Genomic DNA, 24,618 nt, shown 5'->3' on the forward strand with positions numbered 1-24,618 from the left:
GGTTTGCTTAATAAATATGGCGGATAAACCGGGTCGCACCGCGAGCTTGCGCCCGGTTTGCCGCATCGTCGGCGATTTTTGGAGACACCATGCGAGCGGGCCTTTCCTTGAAGCAGCGTTTGTTGTTATTGATTTTTAGCGTGATTGCGTTGACTTGTCTGCTGGGCGGCCTGGTGCTGCGCAGCATGCACCAGCAAATGATGGCCGACCGGCAGGATTTGATTCGCGGGCAGGTGGAAAACGCCTTGAGCCTGGTGGCCAATTACGAGGAGCAGGCAGCGGCCGGCGCTTTGCCGGAGACGGAGGCGCAGCGCCAGGCTTTGCTGGCGCTGACCCGGCTGCGCTTTGCCGGCAAGGAGTATTTCTTCACCTTGGACAAGGGGCTGGTCTGGCTGGCGCACGGGGTCAATCCCAAGCTGGTGGGCAAGGATATGCACGCGGTCAAGGATTCCAGCGGCAGCAGCCTGGGGGACAAGTTCGATCAAACCCTGCGTCAGGGGCAGGGCAAGGGCTTTGCGGAGTTCGTTTGGGACAAGCCCGGCTCGGCGGAGCCGCAACCCAAGCTGGCCTATTTGCAGTCCAGCCAGCGTTGGGGCTGGGTGGTGGGCACCGGCCTGTATATGGACGACGTATGGGCGGCCTTGCGCGTGCAATTGCTTGGCGTGGCGGTCCAGGTGCTGCTGATTGCCGCGGTGTGCGGCGGTTTGGGCTGGTGGTTGTTCCGCAGCGTGACGCGGCAACTGGGCGCGGAGCCCGCGCAGACCGCGGCCGTGGTGCGAGAAATCGCCGGCGGACGGCTGGATGTGCCGGTGCCGGTTCGAGCGGGCGACGAGGACAGCTTGATGGCCAATATCGCCCATATGCAGCAGGCTTTGCGGCAGATGGTGGCGGACATCGTGGCCAGCGCCGGCGAACTGGGGCGTTTGAGCGGGGAGGTGGTGTCCGGCGCGCAGGCGGTGGCGGACAATTCCCAGCAGCAAAGCGAAAGCGCCACCTCGATGGCGGCGTCGATCGAAGAGCTGACGGTGAGCATCAACCACATCTCCCAATACGCGCAGGACGCGCGTCAGGTATCGCAGCAGTCCGGCAGCTTGTCGGACGAGGGCGGCGAAGTGATCGCCAAGGCCGTGGCGGAGATGAAGGGCATCAGCGAGACGGTGGACCTCACCGCCGGGGCGATCTCGGCGCTGGCGGACAAGACCGCCACCATCTCCCGCATCATGCAGGTGATCAAGGATATTGCGGACCAGACCAATCTCCTGGCTTTGAACGCGGCCATCGAGGCGGCGCGCGCCGGCGAAACCGGCCGCGGTTTCGCGGTGGTGGCGGATGAGGTGCGCAAGCTGTCCGAACGCACCGCTCAGGCCACCGAGGAGATCGCCGGCATGATAGACGAGATCCAGCTCAGCTCCGATCAGTCGCGCGCCAATATGAGCCAGACCGTGGAGCGGGTGCGCGCCGGGCTGGCGCTGGCCGAGCAGGGCGGGGAGATGATTCAGCAAATCCGCGGCAGCGCCGGCCAGGTGGTGCAAGTGGTGCGCGATATCTCCCATGCGCTGCAGGAGCAAGGCGTGGCCAGCCAGGACATCGCCCGCCACGTGGAGCAGATCGCCCAGGTGGCCGCCGGCAACGCCGCCGCCGCCACCCAGGCGTCCAGCGGCATTCAGAGCATGGACGAGGTGACCGGCGGCCTGCGGCAGACGGTGGCCGGATTCCAGGTGTAGCGCGGTAGACGGCGCGCGGCAGGCCGGCGAACAGATTCTTACGGGAAGTTTGCGTCTTGGCGATAGGGTTAAGAGCGGTTTGCCGCTACAATACCGCCTCGTTGAATAGACACCAACCCGTACTGGAATTCAAGATGTTGCGCATTACCGAATTGAAACTGCCGCTGGAACACGCCCCGGAAGAACTGAACGCCGCGATCGCGGCTTATCTGGCCGTGCCGGAGCAGGACATCCGCCAGGTCGTCGTCTTCAAGCGCAGCTACGACGCGCGCAAGGGCATGATGAACCTGGCCTACATCGTCGACATCGACGTGGCCAACGAGGCCCGTCTGCTGGTCCGCTTCAAGGCCGACAAGCACGTGATGCCGACGCCAGACACCCAATATCACTATGTGGGGCAGGCGCCGGAAAACCTGGAGCGCCGCCCGGTGGTGGTGGGTTTCGGCCCCTGTGGCATCTTCGCCGCGCTGCTGCTGGCGCAGATGGGCTTCAAGCCCATCGTGCTGGAGCGCGGCAAGAAGGTGCGCGAGCGCACCAAGGACACTTGGGGCCTGTGGCGCAACAAGGTCTTGAACCCCGAGTCCAATGTGCAGTTCGGCGAAGGCGGCGCCGGCACCTTCTCCGACGGCAAACTGTACAGCCAGATCAAGGACCCGCGTCATCTGGGCCGCAAGGTGCTGACCGAGTTCGTCAAAGCCGGCGCGCCGGAGGAAATCCTCTACGTGGCCAAGCCGCATATCGGCACTTTCCGCCTGGTGAGCATGGTGGAAAAAATGCGAGCCGAGATCGAGGAACTGGGCGGTGAAATCCGCTTTCAGCAGCGCGTCGCCGACATTCATCTGGAAGACGGTCCGGACGGGCGCAAAGTGGCGCGCGGCCTGACCTTGGCCAGCGGCGAGCAGATCCGCGCCGATCACATCGTGCTGGCCCTGGGCCACAGCGCGCGCGACAGTTTCGAGATGCTGCACGGCCACGGCGTGTATATGGAAGCCAAGCCGTTCTCGGTGGGCTTCCGCATCGAACACCCGCAGACGCTGATCGACAAGGCGCGCTGGGGCAAATACGCCGGCCACCCGCTATTGGGCGCGGCGGATTACAAGCTGGTGCACCACGCCGGCAACGGCCGGGCGGTGTACAGCTTCTGCATGTGCCCGGGCGGCCAGGTGGTGGCCGCCACCTCGGAAGAGGGCCGCGTGGTGACCAACGGCATGAGCCAATACTCGCGCGCCGAGCGCAACGCCAATTCCGGCCTGGTGGTCAGCATCGGTCCGGACGATTATCCGGGCGATCCGCTGGCCGGCATCGCCTTCCAGCGCGAGCTGGAAAGCCGCGCCTACGTGCTGGGCGGCGGCACTTACGAAGCCCCGGCGCAACTGGTGGGCGACTTCCTGGCCGGAAGACCGTCCACTCAGGTGGGCTCGGTGTCGCCCTCCTATCAACCCGGCGTGCACTGGACGGATCTGGCCGCGGCCTTGCCGGATTATTGCATCGCGGCGATGCGCGAGGCGCTGCCGGAATTCGGTAAGAAGATCCGCGGCTACGATATGCACGACGCGGTGCTGACCGGGGTGGAAACCCGCACCAGCTCGCCGCTGCGCATCACTCGCGGAGAGGACTGCCAGAGCTTGAACGTGCGCGGCCTATACCCGGCCGGCGAGGGCGCGGGCTACGCCGGAGGGATTCTATCCGCCGGGGTGGACGGCATCAAGGTGGCGGAGGCGGTGGCGCAGGCCATCGCGGCGGAGCGCCGTTAAGGAGGGCGTTTAGGGATCATTGCCGCAATGTCTTGAATCCGCCGCTTGGCTGAGGACGCGCTGAAACGGCCCGCAATCGCGGGCCGTTGTCTTTGGCGCTAGGGACTTCCCGTCGCATGGCCTTTCACGCCGCCTGAGCGCAAAGCTTTGGGAATGGGCAATAAGGGCGGCGCGCCCTCCGGCCGGCGGCGTTCCAGCAGCAGCCATAGGCCAATCGCCGCCATCAAGGGCAGATGCCCTGGCCCCGCGAGCAAAGGCGGCAACATCCAGGCCCAGCAGGCGCCCGCGCACCAGACGCCGGCGGCGAGGCCGGCGCGCAGCGCCGACAGCGCGGCCGGCCAGCCGAACGGCGACAGGCTGGGCTGGCGGTGGCAGGCTTGCAGGCAGCGCAGCCGCTGCGGCGCCGCCTGCCAGAGACCCGCTACGCCGCAGGCGACGACGAAGGCCTGCCACGGCGCGGCGCTGAAGGTCAACAGCGCCAAGCCGAGCAGGTGGAGCAGCGGGCCGGCGAGGAGCCAGGGCAGTAGATAGCCGCAGCAGAACATGGCCAGCGCCAGCGCGCGCTTGCGCGCCAGGCTGCGCAGCCACAGTTGCCGCAGCGGGTCGGCCAGCAGCGGCGCCATCATCGCCAGCAGCATCAACAGCCAGGATGGCAGCCATTGCGCCGGCGGGTTCAGCCACAGCGCGCCGGTCAGCGCGTCCCAGCCGCCGCCGGGACGCTCCAGAACCCAGGCGCCGCAATAACCCGGCGCGGTCAGCCGCCGCTCCAGGACGATCAGGCCGAGCCAGCCCAAGAGGCTGGCGCAGCACAGCGGCCAGGGCGTGTCCCGCAGCGCGGCGATCAGGGTCTTGACCGGCATGGACGCTTACTGGCCGTGGCGGTAGACGCTGATGCGGCCTATCGTCACCTCGTCGTCGTCCTCGATCTCGGACACCGGCACTAGTTGCACCCCCATCGGCGCCGCGTCCAGCGTCTGGCTTTGACACATGCGGTCAACGATGTCGGTGATCTCCAGCGTCTGGCTGACGCCGTTGCCGCCGTGCTCGGCCAGCGAGGCCTTGCGCGCGCCGAACAGCGCGATAGTGCCGGCCAGGTTCTGCGGGTGCTGCGCCGGGTCGGCGCCCTGAGGCAGGCCGACGTAGACGTTGAACGTGCCGCCGTCCACTTTGCAGCGGATGTTCTCCAGGCTGAGAAAGACGCGGTCCGGTTCTTGCGGCGCCGCGCCTGGCTGGGCCTTGAACTGGCGGGCGGCGGCCTGGCAGGCCTGGAAGCTGCTCAGCACCTTGTTCTTGGCGTCGCTGTCCAGCTGCATCTGCGCGTGGACGGTGCTGTTGCCCAGTTTGATCGCCGCGGCGTTGGCGCCCAGCAGTTCGGTTTTCGGATTGGTCGCCATGGTGCTTGCCGCCGCGGTGTCGGGATGGATGGCCGCCAGCGTCTGCATGCGCTGCGCGACACGGCTGGCGCCGCCGAGAGGGTCCGATACGTCCTGGTAGACGTAGTTCAGGTTCGGCGCCTGGGTGTTGAGCATGTCCTTGGCGACAAAGGTGTAGCCGCTGCCGTTGGGGCGCGGCATCGCGAACTTGCGGTTGACCGGGCCTTCCAGCCAATTGTCGTTGCTGGGGTTCTTGTGGCCGGGATTGCGATTGAGCCACACCTGCCACAGCCGGTCGATATTGGAATGGTGAATCCAGAACACCGGGTCCAGGCCGGCCAAGTCCGGGTCCGACATCAAACCGTTGCGGCCGCCGATATTGGTGTGCACCGGGTTGTGCGGCAGGTTTTCCAGCCCGCCGCTATTGCCGCCGCCGTGCCAGAACGGCGTTTGTGGCCCGCCGTAGCCCGGCGGGATGCCGCTGGCGGTGCCGACGAACTGCGCGTCTTTCAGGGCGGTGAGCTGTACGGTTTCCGGGCGCAGCGTGATGTGATTGGGTTGGTTGTTCCAGCCGTAGCGTTGCGCCAGCCACAGCGGATTGGCGCTGCCGTCCGGCAAGGTCTTGGACTGGAAACAGGTGGGCAGGTCGCGCGCCTTGGCGTTGGCGCTGTCGCTGTAGTTCCAATAGGGCAAGGCCCAGTCGGCGGGGCCGCCCAGCTTGACGATCTCCGCCAGCACAATGGCTTCGAAGGCCGCCAGATAGCCGCGGTGCCAGGGCATGAAATACCAGCTTTGGTGCTGGCATTGCCGCCAGTAGGTGTTTTGGTCGGCGGTGCTGGGCAGGGCCTCGCCGGCTTGCAGATAGCCGTGTTGTTGCCACAGCTGGGAATCAAAGCCGTGAATGGCGGCCAGATAGCGCCAGCTGGTGGAATCCTTGATCGGCCGTTTCTGCATTTCCCGCACTGCGCGCGCGTACCACAGCACGGTGGGATCCCAGGGATTGCTCATTTTCAAGATGTCTTTGCGGACGCGAGCCATGTCGTTCTCCTCGATGCGAACCCCTTTCCGGCGCGGCCGTGGCGGGAGGAGCTAAGGCTGGCGGTGAGGCGGTGTATTCGGATTAGCAAACCGCGACGGCTCCGAACTGTCCTAAAGAATGGTTTTTGTCTCGGGGCAACTACTTATTTGAAGCGGCGCTTGCAAGTGGCCGGGCTTTGGCGCGGCAAGAGCTTGAAAGCGCGCCGGCGGGAACGCGCCAAGCTGTTATCCTTGACCGGTTTTGATTTGGATCGCAGACATGAAACGATGGCATTGCCTTTGGGGCCTCTGGCTGGCGCTGTGCTGGCTTTTGCTGGCGGCCTTGGCCGCGGCGGAGCCGGCCTACGGCCCCTTGTTTACCTTCAGCAAGCAAGGCCGCACCCATTATCTGTATGGCACCATGCATGTGGGCCGTCCCGGCTCGGACGTGCCGGACTGGGGCTTGAAACAGGCGATGGCGCAGAGCGAGGCCTTGGTGTTGGAACTGGATGTAGACGCCCCGGACGCGCCGGCCGAGGTGCTGGCGTTGGCGCGGCGAGGCGCGGCCAAGCAGTGGAGGCAGCTGGACACGGACAGCAGGCGATTGTTGCTGGCGCAGTTGCGGCGGATCGACGTTGAGCGCGCGCAGGCGCAGAGCCTGGCTCCGGCCATGTGGCTGATGCAGCTGGCGCTGAACGATTATCAGCGGCTGGGGCAGCTGACGCAGGAGGGCAGCGAGGCGATGTTGCGGCAGATGGCGCGGCGGGAGCGGCGCCCGGTGTTGGCGCTGGAGACGACGGACGAGCAGGGGCGCATGTTGTTCGAGATGCCGGCGCCGGCCTTGCGCGAATGGGTGCGCCAGACCGCGGACTGGGAGGACAAGCCGGAGGCGGAGCGCTATTATCGCGAGCTGATCGCCGCCTGGGAACGCGGCGATCTGGACGCCCTGCAGGCGATGGTGGCGCTGCCGGGCTATCCGCGGCTCAGCGCCTGGACCCAGCGCGAGATGCTGGACCGCCGCAACCTGACGATGGCGCGCCGCATCGATGAGCTGGCGTCGTCGCGGCGGCTGTTGGTGGCGGTGGGGGCCTTGCATCTGGCCGGACCGCAGGGGCTGGTCAAGCTGCTGCGGCAGCGCGGCTACCAGGTGACGCCGGCGCCGCGCGCGGGCTTTAGCCGGCGTCCTTGAGGTTCTTGGGCCCGAAGGCGCCCGGCAGCAGCACTTCCAGCGTGGTGTCTATCAGATCTTCGCCGTCGCAGATGGCGCGCACGCGCATGGCCGGGCCAAACTCGTTCAACACCTGACGGCAGGAGCCGCAGGGCGGCGTGGGCGTGGCGGTAGGCGTATAGATGCAGACCGCCAGCACGTCCTGGATGCCATGGTTGGCGCGCGCGGCGTAGATCGCGGTGCGTTCGGCGCAATTGGTCAGGCCATAAGAGGCGTTCTCCACGTTGCAGCCGATATGGATCTTGCCGGCGCCGTCCAGAATGGCGGCGCCGACGGCGAACTTGCTGTAAGGGACATAAGCCTGGCGAGCGGCCAGGCGGGCGGCCATTTCCAACTCGGCCCATTGCTCGTTGTTGGGTGCGTTGCCGGTCATATTGCCTCCATTGCTGTTGGCGTGGCATGTTGCGCCGTGCGCGGCCGGGCTGTCAATATCCGGCCCGGCGCAGGCGGCGCCGATTGATCATTGGCGCAGGTGCTCCCGGCAATGCCGCGCCATCGCGTCGGCCAGTGCCTGAGATAATTCCGACTCCACCCTCCAGTGGTGCCAGTACAAGGGAATGTCCAGATGCTGTTGCGGAAACAGATCGATGAGCCGGCCGGAGGCGATGTCGTCGTCCAGCATCAGTTCGGGCAGCAGGCTGTAAGCCAGGCCCTGGCGGGTGATCTCGACGAAGCCCTGCGGCGTGGGCACGGTCAGATAGGGAAAGCCACCGTGATAGGACACGGTGTGCAAGAGAAACTCTCGGTGCACATCGTCCTTGCGGCTGTACAGAATGGTGGGCGCGGCGGCCAGCGTGGACTCGGTGACGCCGTCCGGAAAATAGCGGCGGGCGAAATCGCGGGTGGCGACGCACAGATAGCGCATATGGCCGAGGAACAAACTGTCGCCGCCCTGGATAGGCTGCGGCCGGGTGCTGACGCAGCCGACCACATGACCGGCGCGCATCAATTCGTGGGTGTAATCCTGATCGTCCACCATGATGTCCAGCAGCACCGGCTGGCTGTCCAGCACCTGCCGCACCGCCGGCAAAAACCAGGTGGCCAGGCTGTCCGCGTTGACGGCGATGGCGAGAGTGGTGAACTCCTGCCGTGGACCGCTGGGCAACAGAGTGTTCATCAATTGGTTTTCCATCAGGCTGATCTGGCGGAAGTATTGCAGCAGTTGGCGGCCGGCCTCGGTGGGCTCGGCCGGAATGGTTCGGGTCAGCACCGGCTGGCCAAGCTGTTCTTCCAACTGGCGGATGCGTTGGGAAATGGCGGACTGGGTCAGGAACAGCTTTTTGGCCGCCTTGTCGAAGCCCCCGGTTTCGGCTACGGCCGATAAGGTTTCCAGTTGTTTAGGATCAAGCATGTATTGACGTCCTCGCCGTGATAATTCCACGGTGTTTCTTGCTTTATCGCCGCCACCTATGGCATGTTGTGCTGCTTCGTCCGAACACGGACGGTGCAATGGTTTGCCTGCACGCGGTGGCGGCATAAAAATAATTAGAGCGGCTGGCGGCGACGGTTCTGATCGGCTGGCGCCGGCGGCTCATGGCCAATGACAGGCATGTTGAAGATGCAAGCAGATAATAAGGCACTATTGGATGGCATGTGCCGTTTTATCGGGGTTCGGGCGGATCATATGGCGAAGCTCACCGTCCATGCTCCGCTGTTGTTGTCGCGCAAGGAGGCCCTGGGCAAGGAGTTTTACTGGTATGCGTTGAAATGCCCGGACACGCTAGCGCTGCTGAGCGAGCGCCTGCCGGGCGGCATCGATTCCCTAGTGGACGCCTTGTTGCAGTATTGCGAGCGGATGCTGACTCGTCCGGTGAATGGCCGCGCCGCCTGGCGCGTGGTGGAGCAGGGACGCTTGATGCGCCAGTTGGGCGTGGGTCTGATGTGGGTGGTGGGCGCCTACGAGCGCTGTCAGGCGCATTTCCTGGCGCGGCTGGCCGAGGCCGGGTTGGGCCTGGACGAGCTCGCGGCGCTGTCGCGGCTGCTGCGCAAGCGCATTTTGCTGGACCAGATGCTGCAGCTGCATGGCCACCAGCAGTCCTTGCAGGAGGCGGTGGACAGCAAGCACCGTCATTTGCAGACCATGTCCGGACTGTACGCCACGCTCAGCGGCGTCAGCATGGCGCTGGTGCGCTGTTCCGAACGCCGAGAATTGTTCCAGGCGATTTGCGACGTCTGCGTGCGCGAAGGCGATTTTTCCCACGCCTGGGTTGGCCTGCTGGACGCCGAATCCCAAAGCGTGCGTCCCGCCGCAATGGCCGGCGCTCACGCCGAAGCCTTCATCCCCTGGCTGCAAGTCTCCGCGCAGTCCGAAAGCCTGCATGGCCGCGGGCCCAGCGGTCGGGCCATCCGCGGCCTGACGGTGCAGGTGGTCAACGATTGCGGCGAGGACCCGTCGATGCAGCCGTGGATGCGGGTGCTCAACGCCCGGAATGTGCGCAGCGCGTTGGTGGCGCCGCTGACCTTGCGCGAGCAGGTGATCGGCACCTTGTCGCTGTATTCCTGTTTGCCGGGTTTTTTCGACGACACCAAGGTGGCCTTGGTGGACACCATGGCGCGGGAGATCAGCCGCGCGCTGGAGCGCCAGGACGCGCTGGAGCGCAGCCATCGCGCCGAATCCGAACTGGCCTTCCTGTCCTTTCACGATCCGTTGACCGGCCTGCCCAATCGTCACCTGATGAAAGAGCACATCAACAAGCAATTGCAGATCCGCCGCGCCAACGCGCAATTGGCGGTGCTGGTGCTGTCCATCGAAGGCTTTCACGAAATCAACGCCCGCCTGGGCCACGAAGGCGGCGACGCGGTGCTGTGCGAGGTGGCCAATAGGTTGCGGCGTTGCATCTATCCCTACGGCTATGTCGGCCGGGTGGGCGCTTCGCGCTTCGTCGCCTGCAGCGACCGCCACGAGCGGCTGGACCAACTGGTGGACAGCCTGATGGGTAGTCTGCAGCAGCCGGTGGACTGCATGGGCGTGGTGATTCACACCCGTTGCAGCATGGGTATCGTGGTGGAGCCGGTGAGCGGCCGCAGCGACGCCTCCGCGCTGCTGCGTCGCGGCGAGCTGGCGTTGAGCCGGGCCAAGGAGGCCGGCGGCGGTCATTGCCGTTATTACCATGTGACCATGGACGAAGAGATCCAGCACATGCACGCGGTGCGCAACGCTTTCGCGCAGGCCGTCGCCCGCGATGAGCTGGCACTGTTCTATCAGCCCAAGATCAATCTGCGCAACAACCGCATCGAAGGCGTGGAGGCGCTGGTGCGCTGGCGCCGGGACGGCCGCTTGGAAATGCCGGGGGCCTTCTTTCCCGCGATAGAGAGCACTGACTTGATGCGGGAGCTGGACTGGTGGGTGCTGCGCGAGGCGCTGCGCCAGTCAGGCGAATGGCTGGCGGACGGCCGTCATATTCCGGTCAGCGTCAACCTTTCCGCCATTACTTTGAAGCACGAGGGCTTTGTGCCGGGCATCCAGGCTTTGTTGCAGGCCTACCCGCTGCCGGCCGGCTATCTGGAGCTGGAGGTGTTGGAGAGCGTGACCCAGCAGGAGGCGGAACAGATTACCGCCAAGCTGGAGCATTGCCGCGATCTGGGCCTGTCCATCGCCTTGGACGACTTTGGCACCGGCGCGTCCTCGCTGGTGCATTTGCAGCAGCTGCCCTTTGACACCATCAAGATAGACCAGCGCTTTGTCCGGCTGCTGCTGGATACGCCGGGCAACGAAGCCATCATCCGCAGCATGGTGTCCTTTGCCCACTACACCGGCCGCAAACTGGTGGTGGAGGGGGTGGAAAGCCGGGCGATCTGGGACCGTCTGCTGGAAATAGGCTGCCTGGACGGGCAGGGTTACGAGATTTCTCCGCCAGTAGACCCCAAGCAGTTGCCGGAGTGGATAGCGGATTGGGAGCGGCGAGTAAGTATTAATTCTGCTTATATATAATAATTTTTATTAGTTTTACTTTGCATTGCCGCTCACTTAGTCTGTGTTGAAACTTTCCGGGAGCGGTTCTTGTTCAACTTCAGCGTTTATCTGTCTGCCCTTGGGTTATCCATCGGGCAGATCGTCGGCATTGGGCCGCAGAATGCCTTCGTGTTGCGGCAGGGCATAGGCCGCTGTCACATTCTGCCCATTGTTACGATCTGCATCGTCGCCGACGTGTTTCTGATCGCCTGCGGGGTGATGGGCGTGGGCAAACTGCTCAATGCGATTCCCGGCTTCATTGTCACGGTTACCTGGCTGGGCGCGGGCTTCATCCTGTGGCTAGGCTACAAGGCCTTCCGTTCCGCCTTGATGCCCGGAGCGATGTCGCTGGCGGGCGGCGTGGAGAAAGATCGCAAGCGCGCTATTCGCACGGTGCTGGCGGTAACCTTGCTCAATCCCTATACCTGGCTGGACACGGTGGTGCTGATCGGCGGCGTGTCCGCCATTTACGGCGAGAGCGCCGCGCCGTCCTTTCTGTTGGGCAGCCTCAGCGCCTCGGTGCTGTGGTTCGGCGGAATCGCCTGCTTCGCCGGCAAGCTGGCCCCCTTGTTCCAGCGGCCACAAAGCTGGCGGGTGCTGGATTGCGTAATTGGCCTGGTGATGCTGTTCACCGCCTTCATGCTGTTGCGCAATTACGGTTTCGAAGGGATGGCCTGAGCGGCTGGGACAGTAGTTGGCGCTTTGTTTTTTGAAAGTGACGGCTTGCTTTTAAGCAACCCGTCACTTTTTCATATGCTGGTTGTCGTGACAAGGTAATTTTTCACTGCGTATTTATGCATTTGGAATTGCAAAATAATTTTGTAAATACCAAATCATTTACCATAACTAAATCTCCGTTGTGAACAACATAAGGAGAGTTAGTCATGAGAAGTCTGATTCAAGCCAGTTTGATTGGGGTTTCTGTATTGGCCGGCGCATCCGTCCCGGCTGTGGCTGCTCCGGTGAACAACAGTTACATCCAGTCCAGCGCCAACGAGATTCGCGGTTTTCTCGGCGGCTACGCGCGGCCGACGGTCTACGTCAACCAGTACGCTTGCCGCGAGCCTCAGCTGAGCGCGATGGCGTGCGGGCCTTACACCATCAGCGTGGGCACCGGCTTCCTACAGCAACAGGAAAACAGCTACGGCAACTATGTGGCCAAGTTCATCCTGGCGCATGAATGGGGCCATTCCATCCAGTTCACCCACAATATCTACCGCCAGGCGCCGATGCAGGAGTTGCAGGCCGATTGCGTGGGAGGGACTTTCGCCAAGTACGCTGAAACCAACTTGCGCTATCCGAGCTTTATCGAGAACGCGGTGGCTTCGGCGCGCAACGCCGCCGATTACGGCGAGCACGGCACGCCGTCTCAGCGCGATTACTATTCGCGCTACGGCCACGCCAACGGCCTCAACGCTTGCCTGAACTCGATCTGATCGGCGATGGGCAAGCGAGCGTGGGGGCTGGCCGGCGGGCTGGCGCTGTTGGGCCTGGCCTGGGTCAGCCTGCCTGAGCCGGTTCGTGCGCGGCTGGGCCTGAGCGTTCAGGCCCCGGCGACCTTGGTCGCCGGGGCCGCCGGGACCGCGGCGCAGCCGGCCAAGGGGGAGGCGCCGGCGCGGGCTTACCAGGGGCTGAGCTTCGCGGTGGGCGACGGGCCGGCTCCGGCCGCCGCTCCGGCGGAGCCCTTGCCTGAGAGCAAGGCCGAACGCCAGCGCAAGCAGGCCTTGCGCCAACTGGGCTACGTCATCGACGAGCGCTTCTACCGGATGCCGCTGGCCGAGCTGCGGAAGTTGGCGGCAGCCGGCAATGTCCAGGCCTTGACTCACTTGGCAGAACGCTATCTGTTCGAGCTGGACGGCAAGCCGCAGCGGCCGGGCTTTGAGCCTGAGATGCGTTACCGCGAGGAGGCGCGCGCCGCCTTGCAGCAGGCGTACCGGCTGGGCAACCGCCATGCGGCGGCGATGATCTCCGAGAGCTATTTGCTGGAGCGGCAACCCTTGGAGGCCGCGGCCTGGAACCTGGTGGCGCGGCGGGCCGGAGACGCGTTGAGCGCGGACTGGTTCCTGACCACCAAGGACTATCGGCAGTTGAACGCCGGGCAGAAAGCGGCGGCGACGGAGCGAGCGGAGCAGATCTGGCGCGAACTGCATCCGGGCGCGGCTCAGTCCAAAGGCTAGCGGTCGCAAAAAACCGGCGACATCCGCAAGGGGGCCGCCGGTTTTTCGTTTGCGAAGCTTGGCGTTTTACATGCGCTCATCCACTATGCGCTGAAACGCAGTGGACTTTGAACAGGCTTTACTGAGCGTCAGCGGCCAGGCCGGCCACCAGATCCTCGCGGGTGATCAGGAATACGAAGCCGTCGCCGCTCTCGGTTTCCATCCACATGAAGGGCAGGGTGGGGAAGCACTCTTCCAGCATGTCGCGGTTGTGGCCGATCTCCACCAGCAGCACGCCCTTGTCGTTCAGGAAGTCCGGCGCGCGTCGCAGGATTTCGCGGGTGGCGTCTAGGCCGTCTTCGCCGGAGCCCAAAGCCAGTTCCGGCTCGTGCAGATATTCCGGTGGCAGCGCGTCCACCGATTCGGCGTCGACGTAGGGCGGGTTGGAGATGATCAGGTCGTACTTTTCCTCTAGGCCCTCGAACATATCAGTGTGGATCAGCTGCACGCGCTCGTCCAGGCCGTAGTTCTGCACATTGATGGCAGCCACTTCCAGCGCGTCCAGGGAAATATCCACCGCGTCGATTTCCGCGTCCGGATAGTGGTGCGCCAGTTGGATGGCCAGGCAGCCGGAGCCGGTGCACAGGTCCAGCGCGCGCTGGACCAGTTCCGGGTGTTCGATCCACGGTTGCAGCGGCTCGCCCAGCAGCTCGTAGATGAAGGAGCGCGGCACCAGCACGCGTTCGTCCACGTAGAAGTTGAAGTCGCCTTGCCAGGCTTCGTGGGTCAGATAAGCCACCGGCACGCGCTGTTCGGCGCGGCGCTCGATCATGTCGACCACGTCCTTGACCTCGGTGGGCAGCAGCTTGGCGTCGAGGAAGGGCTCGAGCTGGTCCACCGGCAGTTTCAGTGCGGACAGGATCAGGTAGGCGGCTTCGTCGTAGGCGTTCTGGGTGCCGTGGCCGTAGAACAGGCCGGCGTCGTTGAAGCGCGACACGGCGAAGCGCAGCAGGTCGCGCAAGGTGGTGAAGCTGGATGCAGCCTGGGCGTACATGGTTTTCCTTTCAATACAACAGGGACATGGCTGCGGCCATGTCCCCGGCGGTGTTGATTCACGCTCGCGGAGAGCGCGGGCAATGACTTTGAACGGCGGGCGTCAGAACGGCAGCTTGGCGTCGGTGGCGGTGCCCAGCACGCGGCGGAAGTCGCCCTTGATGCGCTCCAGCGCCGCGTCGTTGTCGGCCTCGAAGCGCAGCACGATCACCGGCGTGGTGTTGGAGGCGCGGGCCAGGCCGAAGCCGTCCTTATACTCCACGCGCAGGCCGTCCAGGGTGTTGACCTCCTCTGCGCCGTCGAAGCGGGCGGAGGCCTGCAGTTTGGCGATCAAGGCGTGGTTTTCGCCTTCCTTGGCCATCTTCAGATTCAGTTCCGGCGTGGACACCGCATTGGGCAGCGCATTGAGCAGCTCGCTCGGATTCTCCACGCGGGACAGCACTTCCAGCAGGCGAGCGCCGGCGTACATGCCGTCGTCGAAGCCGTACCAGCGTTCCTTGAAGAATACGTGGCCGCTCATCTCGCCGGCCAGCAGTGCTCCGGTTTCCTTGATCTTGGCCTTAATGAAGCTGTGGCCGGTGCGAGCCATCACCGGCACGCCGCCGTTCTGTTTGATCCACGGCTTGAGCAGGCGGGTGGACTTCACGTCGTAGATGATCTTGGCCTTGGGATTGCGTTCCAGCACGTCGGCGGCGAACAGCATCAACTGACGATCCGGCCAGATGATGGTGCCGTCCTTGGTCACCACGCCCAGGCGGTCGCCGTCGCCGTCGAAGGCCAGGCCGATTTCAGCGTCGGTTTTCTGCAGCGCGTCGATCACGTCCTGCAGGTTTTCCGGCTTGGCCGGATCCGGGTGGTGATTGGGGAAATTCCCGTCCACATCGCAAAACAGTTCGCGCACGCGGCAGCCCAGGCGACGGAACAGCACTGGGGCGAAAGCGCCGGGCACGCCGTTGCCGCAGTCCACCACGATGTTGAGCGGGCGCTCCAGCTTGATGTCGGAGGTGATGCGGTCCAAGTAGGCTTCGGCGATGTCGTGGGTGCCGTAAGCGCCTTCGCCGCTGGAAAGATCGCCGTCGACGATACGCTGGTACAGTTTTTGGATGTCGTCGCCGGCCAGGGTGTTGCCGGCCAACATCATCTTGAAGCCGTTGTAGTCTGGCGGGTTGTGGCTGCCGGTGACCATCACGCCGGACATCGAGCCCAGCTCATGGGCGGCGAAGTACAGCATTGGGGTGGCGACGCGGCCGACGTCGATCACGTCGACGCCAGCGGCCTGAATGCCTTCGGCCAGGGCCTGGCATAGGTCCGGGCCGGACAGGCGGCCGTCGCGGCCTACCACGATGGTTTTCACTTTGCGGGCCTTGGCTTCGGAGCCGACGGCCTGGCCGATCTGGCGGGCTACGTCATTGGTCAGGGTCTTGCCGACGATGCCGCGGATGTCATAGGCCTTGAAGATGTCTTTGGACAGTTTGCTCATGGCGTTCTTATGCAATCGAAATGAAGGATGAGCGCGGAGCGGCGGCGCTCCGCGTCGGAAATTGGGGGCTCAGGCGGCCAGCGCGGCGCTCAGGCTGATCAATTGGTCCAGCTTGGCGCGGGCTTGTCCGGAGTCGAGCGCTTCGCGCGCCATGGTAACACCGTCGGCCAGGGTAGGGGAAACGCCTGCCGTGTAGATGGCTGCGGCGGCGTTGAGGCAGACGATGTCGCGCGCGGGGCCGGCTTGGCCGTCAAGCACCTCCAACAGAATGTCGCGCGAAGCTGCGGCGGTATCTGCCTGCAGCTGCTTGAGCTCGGCGAAATCCAGGCCCAGTTCGCGCGGATCCAGCTGGTATTCCTCGATCTGCCCGTTCTTTAGTTCAGCCACCATGCTGGGGCCGGACAAGGTCAGCTCGTCCAGGCCGTCCAGGCCGTGCACGATCAGCGCGTGGCGGCTGCCCAACTGCTTCAGCACCCGCGCCTGGATGCCCACCAGGTCCGGGTGGAACACGCCCATCAACTGATTCTCGGCGTCGGCCGGATTAGTCAGCGGCCCCAGGATGTTGAAAATGGTGCGGGCGCCCAGCTCCTTGCGGATGGGCGCCACGTGGCGCATCGCCGTGTGATGGTTGGGCGCAAACATGAATCCGATGCCGATTTCGTCGACGCAACGCCCCACTTGCTCGGCGCTCAAGCTCAGTTTGACGCCCAGCGACTCCAGCACGTCGGCGCTGCCGGAACTGGAGGACACTGAACGGCCGCCGTGCTTGGCCACGCGGGCGCCTGCCGCCGCGGCGACGAAGGCGGAGGTGGTGGAGATGTTGAAAGTGTGGGATTTGTCGCCGCCGGTGCCGCAGGTGTCCACCAAGTGGTCGCGCTGGCTGATCGGCACCGGGGTGGCGAACTCGCGCATCACGGTGGCGGCGGCGGCGATTTCCAGCACCGATTCCACCTTGACGCGCAGGCCGATCAGGATGGCCGAGGTTTGCGCCGGCGTCAGTTCGCCGCGCATGATCTGGCGCATCAAGTCCAGCATTTCGTCATAAAACAGTTCGTTGCCGTCGATCAGCCGGTTCAGCGCGGCCTGCGGGGTAATCATCGGGGAGTCCTTTTGCTTGCGTGGGCGGCGCCGCGAGGAGGCGCGCCGTCCGGTGATTCAATTGCCGGCGTGCGCCGCCAGCTGGGAGAGGCGTTGCTCGATCAGGTCGGCGCGGCAAGCGGCTTGCGCCTGGTCCGCGCCGTTGCCGCTGGCGTAGCTGCTGGCCACCCAGCGGCATTGCTTGTCCAGATAGGTCTTGAAGGCGCGCTTGGATTGGCTGAGCGCCAGTCGGGCGCGGTAGCGGTTGCCGGTGATCTGGTCCAGCTCGCGCATCGCGGCGGAGGCCCTGTTTTCGCTTTGGGCCAGTTCGGCGTCGGCTTTGCTCAGCCGCTGTTGCAAGCAGGCGGATACTGCCGGTGTCTGCGCTTCGGTCCGCATGCAGTCGTCCAGCGCGCCGGCCTGCGCCGCGCTGGACAGCGCCAGGGAGGCGCTCAGCATCAACATCCTCTTCATCAGGCAAACTCTTTCAGGAAGTTGTCCAGCATCGCGTGGCCGTGATCGGTGAGGATGGACTCCGGGTGGAACTGCACGCCTTCGATCGGCAACGTTTTATGGCGCACGCCCATGATTTCGCCGTCGTCGGTCCAGGCGGTGACGTCCAGACAGTCCGGCAGTGTCTCGCGCTCGATCACCAGCGAATGGTAGCGGGTACAGGTCACGGGATTGGGCAGGCCGCGGAACATGCCGACATCGCGGTGTTTGACCGGCGACACCTTGCCGTGCATCAGTTGTTTGGCGTGGACGATGCGGCCGCCGAAAGCCTGGCCTATGCCCTGATGCCCCAGGCACACGCCCATGATGGGCAGATTGCCGGCGAAGTGCCGAATGGCCGGCACGGACACTCCCGCCTCGTTGGGCGTGCAGGGGCCGGGCGAGATTACCAGGTATTTAGGCTGCAGCTCTTCGATTTGCTGCAAGGAAATTTCATCGTTGCGGTACACCTTGACTTCTTGACCCAGCTCGCCGAAGTACTGCACCAGGTTGTAGGTGAAGGAGTCGTAGTTGTCGATCATCAATAGCATTTTAAGTCTAACCAATTGAATTTGTTGGTGCTAATTTCTGGTCCGGCGCTTTGTTACTCACAGTGTTACTCACAAAGCTTGTCGGTGGGGTCAGCACGCTGCTTGGAGGTGTACTCTGCCCGCCATTTCGCATAGTCCTCTTCAGGCCAGTGAGACGCGGTTCCGATCTTGATGGGCTCGGGAAATTCGTTCTTCTTGATCTTACGGTAGATCGTTGCAGGGTGAAACCCTGTCAGCCGACGAATTTCCTTCATTGTGTAAAGTATTCTGGACATGTGAGTCTCCTGCAAAACAGTGGCCGCCCTAGGTGCCGCATTCGGGACGATCATTTGAGCAAGTGCATCTGAAAACTTGCCCTCGCCCGTTATAGGTATAGGTATGCTTCTGCAAACCCTAAAACAGCAAAAACAATGATCGTCAAACTGCACAAACAAGCCCGCACCATGCCGGCTATCCGCGAGGAATCCCGCAACGGAACCGGAACCGGAACCGGAACCGGAACCGGAACCGTGGCCGAGCTCGCGGTTCGCTTCAATGTCAGTATTTCCACCGTCATGAAGTGGAAAAGTCGCGACTCTGCTGATCCGCTTGCACACCACCATTCGTCTACAAACCACACGGGCACCGGCCCAGGAACGTATTGCGGTTGAACTATGCAAGGCACTCAAGCTCGGCCTTGATGACCTGTTGATCGTCGTTCTCGAGTTCCTGAACCCCAAGGTGTAGCGCACAGGGGTAGGCCGATATGGACGTCAAAGATTTGCCGAAGATATTTGATGAGACATCTCGGCGCTATTTCTTTTTTGCCATCGACTGCGCGATGCGCAGGGTCTTTCTTCGCAGATAACAGCAGCGTGTTTACCGACCGGCTGCTCAACAAGCTGAGCCACGCGAGTGGCGAGCACGGGTTCGATCTGTTGTGCAACGCGTTCGGCATTGAACACTGGTTGACCAAATTTCGCAGCCTGAAGACAAACGGGATGGTCGAACGCTTCAATGGCCTGTGGTGGGTGGTGGCCAAGCATCGCTTCCAATCCGGCAACGATCTGGCTGAGACATTGAAGCGGCTACAACCAAGGGTGCTGGAAATCTAGGAAAAGTGGGGGATATTCAGTCTGAGGGGCATGTGCAGTGTTGTTATTTAAGAGGTGATTTGGATGTGTTGATTTTTTGTTTTGCTAAGAATAGAGTTCCAATATCGGCTTGTGACAAGTTTATTTAACAGTAATCCGGTCGCAATGTTTTTGCATTTTTTTTCTTCACTGTCTTTTTTGATGAATTGGGACATGCTGTTGACCCATTCCCCCGAATTAAATTTGTTTTGATTGTTATAGTGGCCTGGTGGTTCTGATTCTATTCCTAGTCGCACTCCTCCACGCTTGATCAGGCCAGAGTTTATCAAGGTTGCTAGTTTTGATAACCTAAAGTACCCTATGCGATGAGTGTAAAATTTTATAAAATAGGATAGGTGCATTGTGCAGTTGCTATATGCCAATGCTTCCCATGGGAGGGTGTTGTGATTTGTAGAGGTAGCATTTTTTTTTATGGCGTTTGATTCAAAAAGTAATGGAGGGGGTAAGTTGGCGTAAGCCTCGTTTTTCTCGGATTTAAATTTGATAATAAGATTAGGTTCTGTGGAATTTGGTGTATTATTTTGAGAAAATTTTAATATATTATCAAAATGAGTGTGTAAGATATGGTCTATTTGAGTGATTTTTTGAAATTCATCAATTGTTGCCTCTTTTTCTAAAAAAATGAATAGTGGGTGGGGGTTGTGCTTGATAGCGTTTTCTTGCTTTTTTAGCCAAGAAATAAGGCTTTCAAGTGAGGTTGGTAGCGCTTCATTTGCTATTAGTTTAAGATCGGCTTCGAGTTGTGCTTGAGCAATATGGTTTTGTATTTCGAGTATCAGGGAAGGTTGCTCTGTATAGCCTTCATTGTCACTATAAAAATGAAGTAGCATTTTGTTTAATGTCAGATGCAGAGCGTGCAAGCAGTCTATGCAATTTGCGCGGTAGGCATCGTATAGTGAAATGGATAGAGAACTTCGTAGCGCTTCATCATGTCCTTTGTTGGGGGTTATGTTTTGAAGATGATTTGTGACGGCGAAGAGGAAGTTGTTTGATCTGCCGCAGTTATAATGAATTTTATTTTCTATTGGAATGTTAAATGAATTTTGATTTTTCGTTTGGTGTTTCATTGGGTTTCCTTTTTGTGGGTTTATTGAAATATAGTCACGCGTCATGCGTTTTGGTTAATTATCATTCGCCATAAATTGAAGTAGAGGTGCCAAATGTATCAATAAAATGTCTGTTGGTGACGCGCGTTAATGGTATTTTTCAACAATTAATTATTTTTAATTTTATATAATTAACCGCCATTGCATTTTGTGTCATATCGTCTAGTTAGGCGCAGGTAGGCGATTATGTGCCTTGTGGTTTTGGGGAGGGTAGTAAGACCCGCAGTAAAACCATTTGATGCCAAGTGGGTTTGGCCGCATCTAGCGAAAGCGAAGATGAAACGGAAAGTTGTCAGCCAGAAACTCTGGAAGTCATTGTAGCCGCTGCCTCCTCCACCATCTCGCTCCCACTGAGGTGGGCGGCCACGACTGGAGGATTTTGCAGCCCTGACCTGGGCACCACCGTCGCTGAGGTCTGTGGCAAGATGGGCGCCTCCGAAGCTATCTTCTACAATTTGGAAGAAGAGAACACCCGGCTCAAGCGTATGGTCCTGGATTTGAGCCTGGATAAGCAGATGCTGCAGGAAGTCATCCCAAAAAAGCTGTGAAGCCGGCTAGCAAACGCGAGCTGGCCAACTTCCTGATCGGTGCTACCGCGTCAGCATACGTCGCGCCGCAGCCGTCATTAAGTTGCGGCAAGCGACGTATTTTTATCGTCCCCACCCTTGTGACGATCGAGCGGAGCGGCAGCGAATGCGCGAGATTGCCGCCACGCGGATTCGCTATGGGGCACGCCGTACTGCGGCGAGAAGGTTGGCTGATCAATTATAAGAAGACGTACCGGATCTATTGTGAGGAGGAACTGGAGCTGCGGCGCAATCGTCCCAGACCGCGTGTGGCAGCTGCACGGCCGACCATCTCTAGTCTGAGCGTGTTGGAGCATGGATTTCGTGGCCGAACGCTGGACTTCTCATGGCCAGGGAAGCCCACAGATAATTCCTTTATCGAGTCATTTAACGGCAGTCTGCGGGATGAATGCCTGAATGTGCATTGGTTTCTGTCACTGGGTGACACGCGTGACAAGATTGAGCGTTGGTGACCTGACTCCCAGTGAGCTTCGGCTAGCATATCTTGAAGCCGGAAATGTCCAGCTTAGACCGCGCGGTTAGTTCGAAGGAGGTCACGTCATATTAACAATCGGAGCTGTCTCTTGAAACCAAGTGCCTCAACTCGGTCCAACGACGTATGGAAAATGTAGACCATACCCGAGCGGTGTAATGGATGAAAAGTGGAGGCCTACCAGAAACCCTTGCCAGCTTGCACTTTTTCGTTTTCGCAATGTTCATTCGCGTTCATGCGATCCCTGTCCTTAATAGGGCATAACCTACTCTGATGAAGATACCTCCATGGAAGAATTAAAACCAATTCCCGATAGCTTTACTATACCCATAGCGAGTCGGGATTTCGTATTTGTTGAATGCAAAATGTCTTCTAGAATTCTGGTGGAGATCGGTGCACCGATTCGAGATGTTGAGACGGTTCAGGGTATGGATTGGCGGTGCCCGGTACGATTTTCTGGTGAAAAAATTGAAGAAGTCTGCTCTGTCTGCGGAATTGATTCATTCCAAAGTCTATGTCTCGCATTTCGACTTGTTAGATACACATTGGAGGAACTCGAAAGAAGCTTAGAAGGAAAAATCCGATTTCTTGAATCAGATTTCCCTCCATTCGAAGATTGTGAGCCTTTGCCACACGATTCCGATTTTGTCATGGGTTCTGGGCATACGTGGCCAGTAGGCTGGTAGCAGGTGGTGCTGTTAATCTTGATGCTGCAAAGTTGGCCTGCGGCAATCAACTCTTCGATTTTGCGTCGGGCTTCTGTGCGTTCGATACCTATTACTTTCGAGAGTCCCTTGGGTGTGGTTGTCTGAGTTCTGTTTTAGGACTTCGATGAGTGACCTTCCCCCCGGCAGGTATACCAAACATAAGTTAGTATGAAGGCCAAAGAAGCCCCTCATGCGGAAGTGTCGATATACCAAAGCGCAGATCATTGCCGTCCTCAAGGAGGCCGAGGCCGGCTCCCAGTCGCTGAGCTGTGCCGTAAGCACGGCGTCTCCGATGCGACGTTCTATAACTGGCGCAGCAAGTTTGGCGGTATGGAAGTGTCGGAGGCCAAGCGGCTGAAGCAGCTAGAGGAAGGGAATGCCCGGTTGAAGCGCTTGGCCGCCAACCAAGCGCTCGATATCGTGATGCTGAAAGAAGTGCTTGGAAAAAACTAAGTAGGCCTGCTGCTCGGTGTGAAGAGGCCAAACAGTTGATGATGGCTCGCCACCGGATCTCCGAGTGGCGGGCCTGTCATCTGGTCATGGTCACGCGTATCGTCGCAAGCCGGCGCCAGACCTTGGACCGTAATGCGGAGTTACGGCAACGCCTCTGTGAGTTGGTCCAAGAACGCCGGCGCTTTGGTTCGCTCCGGCTGCACGTAATGCTGCAACGGGAAGGCTGGCAAGTGAACCATAAGCGTGTGGAGCAGGTTTACCGTGAAGCTGGGCTATCGCTGCGCTTCGCCGGTGGAAGAAACGGCCGAGTCTTTACGTGTGGTTCTGCCGCAAGCGAGCGGGCCGAACCAGCGCTGGTTGATGGACTTCGTCGCCGACACCCTATGGAATGGCAGGCGGATTCGGACCCTGACAGTGTCGATACCTGGAGCCGGGAAGCCGTCTGGATCGAGGTGGATCATTCCCTATCGGGTAAGCGAGTGGCCAGCGTGTTAGAGCGCTTATGGGATCAAGGTCGCTGTCCGGAGCTGATCCAGGTCGACAACGGCCCAGAGTTCACCAGCAAGGTGCTGGACGAATGGGATGCGAGGAGTGCGGCGGCAGTGCATCCGGCCAGGGAAGCCGGTGGGTAACGCTCACATCGAAAGCTTTAACGGTCGGTTCCGGGGGAATGTTTGAACCAGCATGCCTTCCGCAATCTGCTTGATGCCCGGCTGAAAATTGATGCTTGGCGCCTGGATTACAACGCCGCCCGGCCACATAGTGCGCAGGGCTATATGCACCTATCGGCAAGGTCTGACTGTCAGATCAAATCGGAACTTCTACATCTAATGCCAACACCTTCACCATTCCCCAGAATGGATCTCTCAATCATTGGTCCTATGCTGCCTGCAACGCCTGCTGCGGGTGGGCAGCGTAGAGGTTCCACCACAAAAAATTAAAAAATGAATTGATATGATTTTTTTGATGCAGAGCGCCTAATTGATGGTGTTTAATAAAGTGTAGTGCTATTTTTTTACGTGACTGAGATGTAAGATCGCTGGTTTGATCTATCTATGCCATGGTTGTCCCACTTTTAATGCCATTTTGATGTGCGGAAATGATTGTAGTGAGCGGGCTGGAGGTTGGCACGATTAAGAGTGGTTCGTAATAACTGTAAATAGAAATTTATGTTTTTTAAGTATTTTTTAGGAAAATTCAAAGAGATGGTGGTGGGTTTTTTTTGAAGAGTTATATATAGTTGGCTGGCAAGTCTAGAGCTTAGTGTTAGTTGTTGATAAGCTGTCTTGCCCATGTGTGGTGATGCTAAAGGCGTACACTGCTTAACTACAAAATTATTTAAATCAAACGGTTAATCATGCAAGTCAAGAAAGTTTTTTTGCTGGCGATAACAGCCCTATCTCTCCCTGCCTGCACTTCATTTAAGGCATCCATCGTGCCACAACAGAATAATACCTATGCCTCCGTTGCCATGGCTAATAATTCTCAAGATGCGTTGAGTAATGCAGTAGGTAAAGCGAATGAAGTGTGCAAAGGCCAGAAAAAGAAACTGGTAGTACTGAATCGAGAAGATGAATCCAAGAATGATGCCGACAGTGCGCTGATGCAAATGGCTAAGGGTATCGCTAACCACGTACTGCGTATGAGCAGCAATCAAGATTATAAGACCACGCTGCTGTTCCGTTGTGAGTAAACTAGTATGCGTTGGAATCGCATGATGTCAGTTGTCGTCTTATTCCCATTGGCCGCATGTGGCCAGTTGCAACACTTCACCAGAGACGTAGAGGGGGTACAGGTCAACCTTATCTCTTTGTCGGACCAGACTTACCTATTGGATAGCCAAGGGGGTTCCAGCTGGGCTGTCTCGCGGGTGGTGTCGAAAAAGGCCGGCCAGGTTTGCATTTATCAAGGAATGAAAGTAGGACAAATGTCGAGGGCCAATGTTGACAATAATGTCAGCAATGTAGACGGCAGTTTGCAGCCTTGGCAACACAATGGTCAGTATCGACTGGTGGTACGCTTCTCCTGCCTGCCTTACTGAGGGCTAGAGGAGCTTGTGTGCTCGATGGATAGGTGCTTAGAGCCTGTTCACGATCTTTTGAGCAGCAGAACGAGGAAGGCTAAATGGATGAACTGCAAGCTGGTATTGAGTTTCCGCTCGCAGTTCTTCCATAACTGATCTTCCCCCTCCAGCCATACCAGCGATAAGGAGAGAAGTCCTAGGTTTGCATGGTAGTGGTACTGCTTGATAGTTCGGTGGTCCGCTGCTGGCGATAGCGTGCCGCAAACACTGCTGGTGGTAT

The 24,618-nt window shown here is 60.1% G+C and carries 23 protein-coding genes and 3 pseudogenes; 14 read left to right on the plus strand and 12 right to left on the minus strand.

Translation table 11 applies throughout. The features are described from left to right. The first annotated feature begins 89 nt into the window (after positions 1 to 89). A complete protein-coding gene (locus B0T39_RS12845; RefSeq protein WP_081547204.1) occupies positions 90 to 1,724 on the plus strand; it encodes a methyl-accepting chemotaxis protein in 1,635 nt (544 codons plus the stop codon). Between the two features lie 134 nt (positions 1,725 to 1,858). After that, positions 1,859 to 3,478 carry an NAD(P)/FAD-dependent oxidoreductase gene (locus B0T39_RS12850; protein WP_081547206.1) on the plus strand — a complete coding sequence of 540 codons (1,620 nt, stop codon included), beginning with the start codon at positions 1,859 to 1,861 and terminating at the stop codon, positions 3,476 to 3,478. A gap of 98 nt (positions 3,479 to 3,576) precedes the next feature. On the opposite strand, the gene B0T39_RS12855 is transcribed toward B0T39_RS12850, so the two are convergent. Together B0T39_RS12855 and B0T39_RS12860 are read right to left on the minus strand one after the other, a co-directional pair. Next, positions 3,577 to 4,338, minus strand: a complete 762-nt coding sequence (locus tag B0T39_RS12855) for a DUF2182 domain-containing protein (RefSeq protein WP_081547208.1) — start codon at positions 4,336 to 4,338, stop codon at positions 3,577 to 3,579. Positions 4,339 to 4,344: 6 nt separating this feature from the next. Continuing rightward, a complete protein-coding gene (locus B0T39_RS12860) occupies positions 4,345 to 5,889 on the minus strand; it encodes a tyrosinase family protein (protein WP_081547210.1) in 1,545 nt (514 codons plus the stop codon). 259 nt (positions 5,890 to 6,148) lie between these two features. On the opposite strand from B0T39_RS12860, the gene B0T39_RS12865 reads away from it, so the two are divergent. Continuing rightward, entirely contained in the window at positions 6,149 to 7,057 is a 909-nt protein-coding gene (locus tag B0T39_RS12865; protein WP_081547212.1) for a TraB/GumN family protein, read from the plus strand. On the opposite strand, the gene B0T39_RS12870 is transcribed toward B0T39_RS12865, so the two are convergent. Continuing rightward, on the minus strand, positions 7,041 to 7,469 hold the full coding sequence (locus B0T39_RS12870; RefSeq protein WP_081547214.1) for a cytidine deaminase: 429 nt from the start codon (positions 7,467 to 7,469) through the stop codon (positions 7,041 to 7,043). The genes B0T39_RS12865 and B0T39_RS12870 overlap by 17 nt on opposite strands. Positions 7,470 to 7,556: 87 nt before the next feature. Further along, positions 7,557 to 8,447, minus strand: coding sequence for a LysR family transcriptional regulator ArgP (locus B0T39_RS12875; RefSeq protein WP_081547216.1), 891 nt, complete (start codon positions 8,445 to 8,447; stop codon positions 7,557 to 7,559). Positions 8,448 to 8,654: 207 nt separating this feature from the next. Between B0T39_RS12875 and B0T39_RS12880 the strand changes: the two genes are divergently transcribed. The 4 genes from B0T39_RS12880 (at position 8,655) to B0T39_RS12895 (ending at position 13,225) form a co-directional block, all read left to right on the plus strand. Then, the gene (locus B0T39_RS12880) at positions 8,655 to 11,027 is read left to right on the plus strand and encodes an EAL domain-containing protein (protein WP_081547246.1); all 2,373 of its coding nucleotides are present in this window, start codon (positions 8,655 to 8,657) and stop codon (positions 11,025 to 11,027) included. Positions 11,028 to 11,096: 69 nt separating this feature from the next. Next, entirely contained in the window at positions 11,097 to 11,726 is a 630-nt protein-coding gene (locus B0T39_RS12885) for a LysE/ArgO family amino acid transporter (RefSeq protein ID WP_081547218.1), read from the plus strand. A gap of 206 nt (positions 11,727 to 11,932) precedes the next feature. After that, complete coding sequence (locus B0T39_RS12890; RefSeq protein ID WP_081547220.1) at positions 11,933 to 12,484, plus strand: hypothetical protein; 552 nt, start codon at positions 11,933 to 11,935, stop codon at positions 12,482 to 12,484. Positions 12,485 to 12,490: 6 nt separating this feature from the next. Next, entirely contained in the window at positions 12,491 to 13,225 is a 735-nt protein-coding gene (locus B0T39_RS12895) for a hypothetical protein (RefSeq protein WP_081547222.1), read from the plus strand. 118 nt (positions 13,226 to 13,343) lie between these two features. On the opposite strand, the gene prmB is transcribed toward B0T39_RS12895, so the two are convergent. The 6 genes from prmB to B0T39_RS12925 all read right to left on the minus strand — a co-directional run bounded on the left by prmB (position 13,344) and on the right by B0T39_RS12925 (position 18,132). Beyond that, positions 13,344 to 14,258, minus strand: a complete 915-nt coding sequence (gene prmB, locus B0T39_RS12900) for a 50S ribosomal protein L3 N(5)-glutamine methyltransferase (protein WP_081547224.1) — start codon at positions 14,256 to 14,258, stop codon at positions 13,344 to 13,346. Between the two features lie 102 nt (positions 14,259 to 14,360). Next, the gene (locus B0T39_RS12905; RefSeq protein ID WP_019100665.1) at positions 14,361 to 15,737 is read right to left on the minus strand and encodes a phosphomannomutase/phosphoglucomutase; all 1,377 of its coding nucleotides are present in this window, start codon (positions 15,735 to 15,737) and stop codon (positions 14,361 to 14,363) included. A gap of 69 nt (positions 15,738 to 15,806) precedes the next feature. Beyond that, positions 15,807 to 16,835, minus strand: a complete 1,029-nt coding sequence (trpD, locus tag B0T39_RS12910) for an anthranilate phosphoribosyltransferase (RefSeq protein ID WP_081547226.1) — start codon at positions 16,833 to 16,835, stop codon at positions 15,807 to 15,809. A gap of 57 nt (positions 16,836 to 16,892) precedes the next feature. After that, positions 16,893 to 17,288, minus strand: a complete 396-nt coding sequence (locus B0T39_RS12915; protein ID WP_081547228.1) for a lysozyme inhibitor LprI family protein — start codon at positions 17,286 to 17,288, stop codon at positions 16,893 to 16,895. Then, complete coding sequence (locus B0T39_RS12920) at positions 17,288 to 17,857, minus strand: aminodeoxychorismate/anthranilate synthase component II (RefSeq protein WP_081547230.1); 570 nt, start codon at positions 17,855 to 17,857, stop codon at positions 17,288 to 17,290. The genes B0T39_RS12915 and B0T39_RS12920 overlap by 1 nt, the downstream gene beginning before the upstream one ends. 65 nt (positions 17,858 to 17,922) lie before the next feature. Further along, positions 17,923 to 18,132 (minus strand): helix-turn-helix transcriptional regulator, encoded by a 210-nt coding sequence (locus B0T39_RS12925; RefSeq protein WP_176219546.1) that lies wholly within the window; start codon positions 18,130 to 18,132, stop codon positions 17,923 to 17,925. A gap of 135 nt (positions 18,133 to 18,267) precedes the next feature. Here B0T39_RS12925 and B0T39_RS25845 point away from each other — a divergent pair, with 135 nt between their 5' ends. Beyond that, a complete protein-coding gene (locus B0T39_RS25845) occupies positions 18,268 to 18,507 on the plus strand; it encodes a hypothetical protein (RefSeq protein WP_217806234.1) in 240 nt (79 codons plus the stop codon). A gap of 126 nt (positions 18,508 to 18,633) precedes the next feature. Further along, positions 18,634 to 18,951, plus strand: a complete 318-nt coding sequence (locus B0T39_RS25850; protein ID WP_217806235.1) for a hypothetical protein — start codon at positions 18,634 to 18,636, stop codon at positions 18,949 to 18,951. Between the two features lie 47 nt (positions 18,952 to 18,998). Here B0T39_RS25850 and B0T39_RS25040 read toward each other — a convergent pair whose 3' ends face one another. Then, the gene (locus B0T39_RS25040) at positions 18,999 to 20,057 is read right to left on the minus strand and encodes a hypothetical protein (RefSeq protein WP_141111207.1); all 1,059 of its coding nucleotides are present in this window, start codon (positions 20,055 to 20,057) and stop codon (positions 18,999 to 19,001) included. 284 nt (positions 20,058 to 20,341) lie between these two features. On the opposite strand from B0T39_RS25040, the gene B0T39_RS26560 reads away from it, so the two are divergent. From B0T39_RS26560 to B0T39_RS25080, 5 genes and pseudogenes are all read left to right on the plus strand, one after another. Continuing rightward, the gene (locus B0T39_RS26560) at positions 20,342 to 20,644 is read left to right on the plus strand and encodes a hypothetical protein (protein WP_217806236.1); all 303 of its coding nucleotides are present in this window, start codon (positions 20,342 to 20,344) and stop codon (positions 20,642 to 20,644) included. 344 nt (positions 20,645 to 20,988) lie between these two features. Then, a pseudogene (locus B0T39_RS26565) lies at positions 20,989 to 21,132 on the plus strand (integrase core domain-containing protein); the annotation flags it as partial. Positions 21,133 to 21,442: 310 nt separating this feature from the next. Continuing rightward, entirely contained in the window at positions 21,443 to 21,841 is a 399-nt protein-coding gene (locus B0T39_RS25055) for a DUF6968 family protein (protein ID WP_141111208.1), read from the plus strand. Between the two features lie 211 nt (positions 21,842 to 22,052). Next, positions 22,053 to 23,163 (plus strand): annotated as a pseudogene (locus tag B0T39_RS26570) (IS3 family transposase); the annotation flags it as partial. Positions 23,164 to 23,672: 509 nt separating this feature from the next. Continuing rightward, positions 23,673 to 24,008 carry a hypothetical protein gene (locus tag B0T39_RS25080; RefSeq protein WP_141111213.1) on the plus strand — a complete coding sequence of 112 codons (336 nt, stop codon included), beginning with the start codon at positions 23,673 to 23,675 and terminating at the stop codon, positions 24,006 to 24,008. A 395-nt stretch (positions 24,009 to 24,403) separates the two neighbouring features. On the opposite strand, the pseudogene B0T39_RS26215 reads toward B0T39_RS25080, so the two are convergent. Further along, a pseudogene (locus B0T39_RS26215) lies at positions 24,404 to 24,618 on the minus strand (hypothetical protein); the annotation flags it as partial.

The organism is Chromobacterium haemolyticum (assembly GCF_002081825.1).
Classification (GTDB): Bacteria; Pseudomonadota; Gammaproteobacteria; order Burkholderiales; family Chromobacteriaceae; genus Chromobacterium; species Chromobacterium fluminis.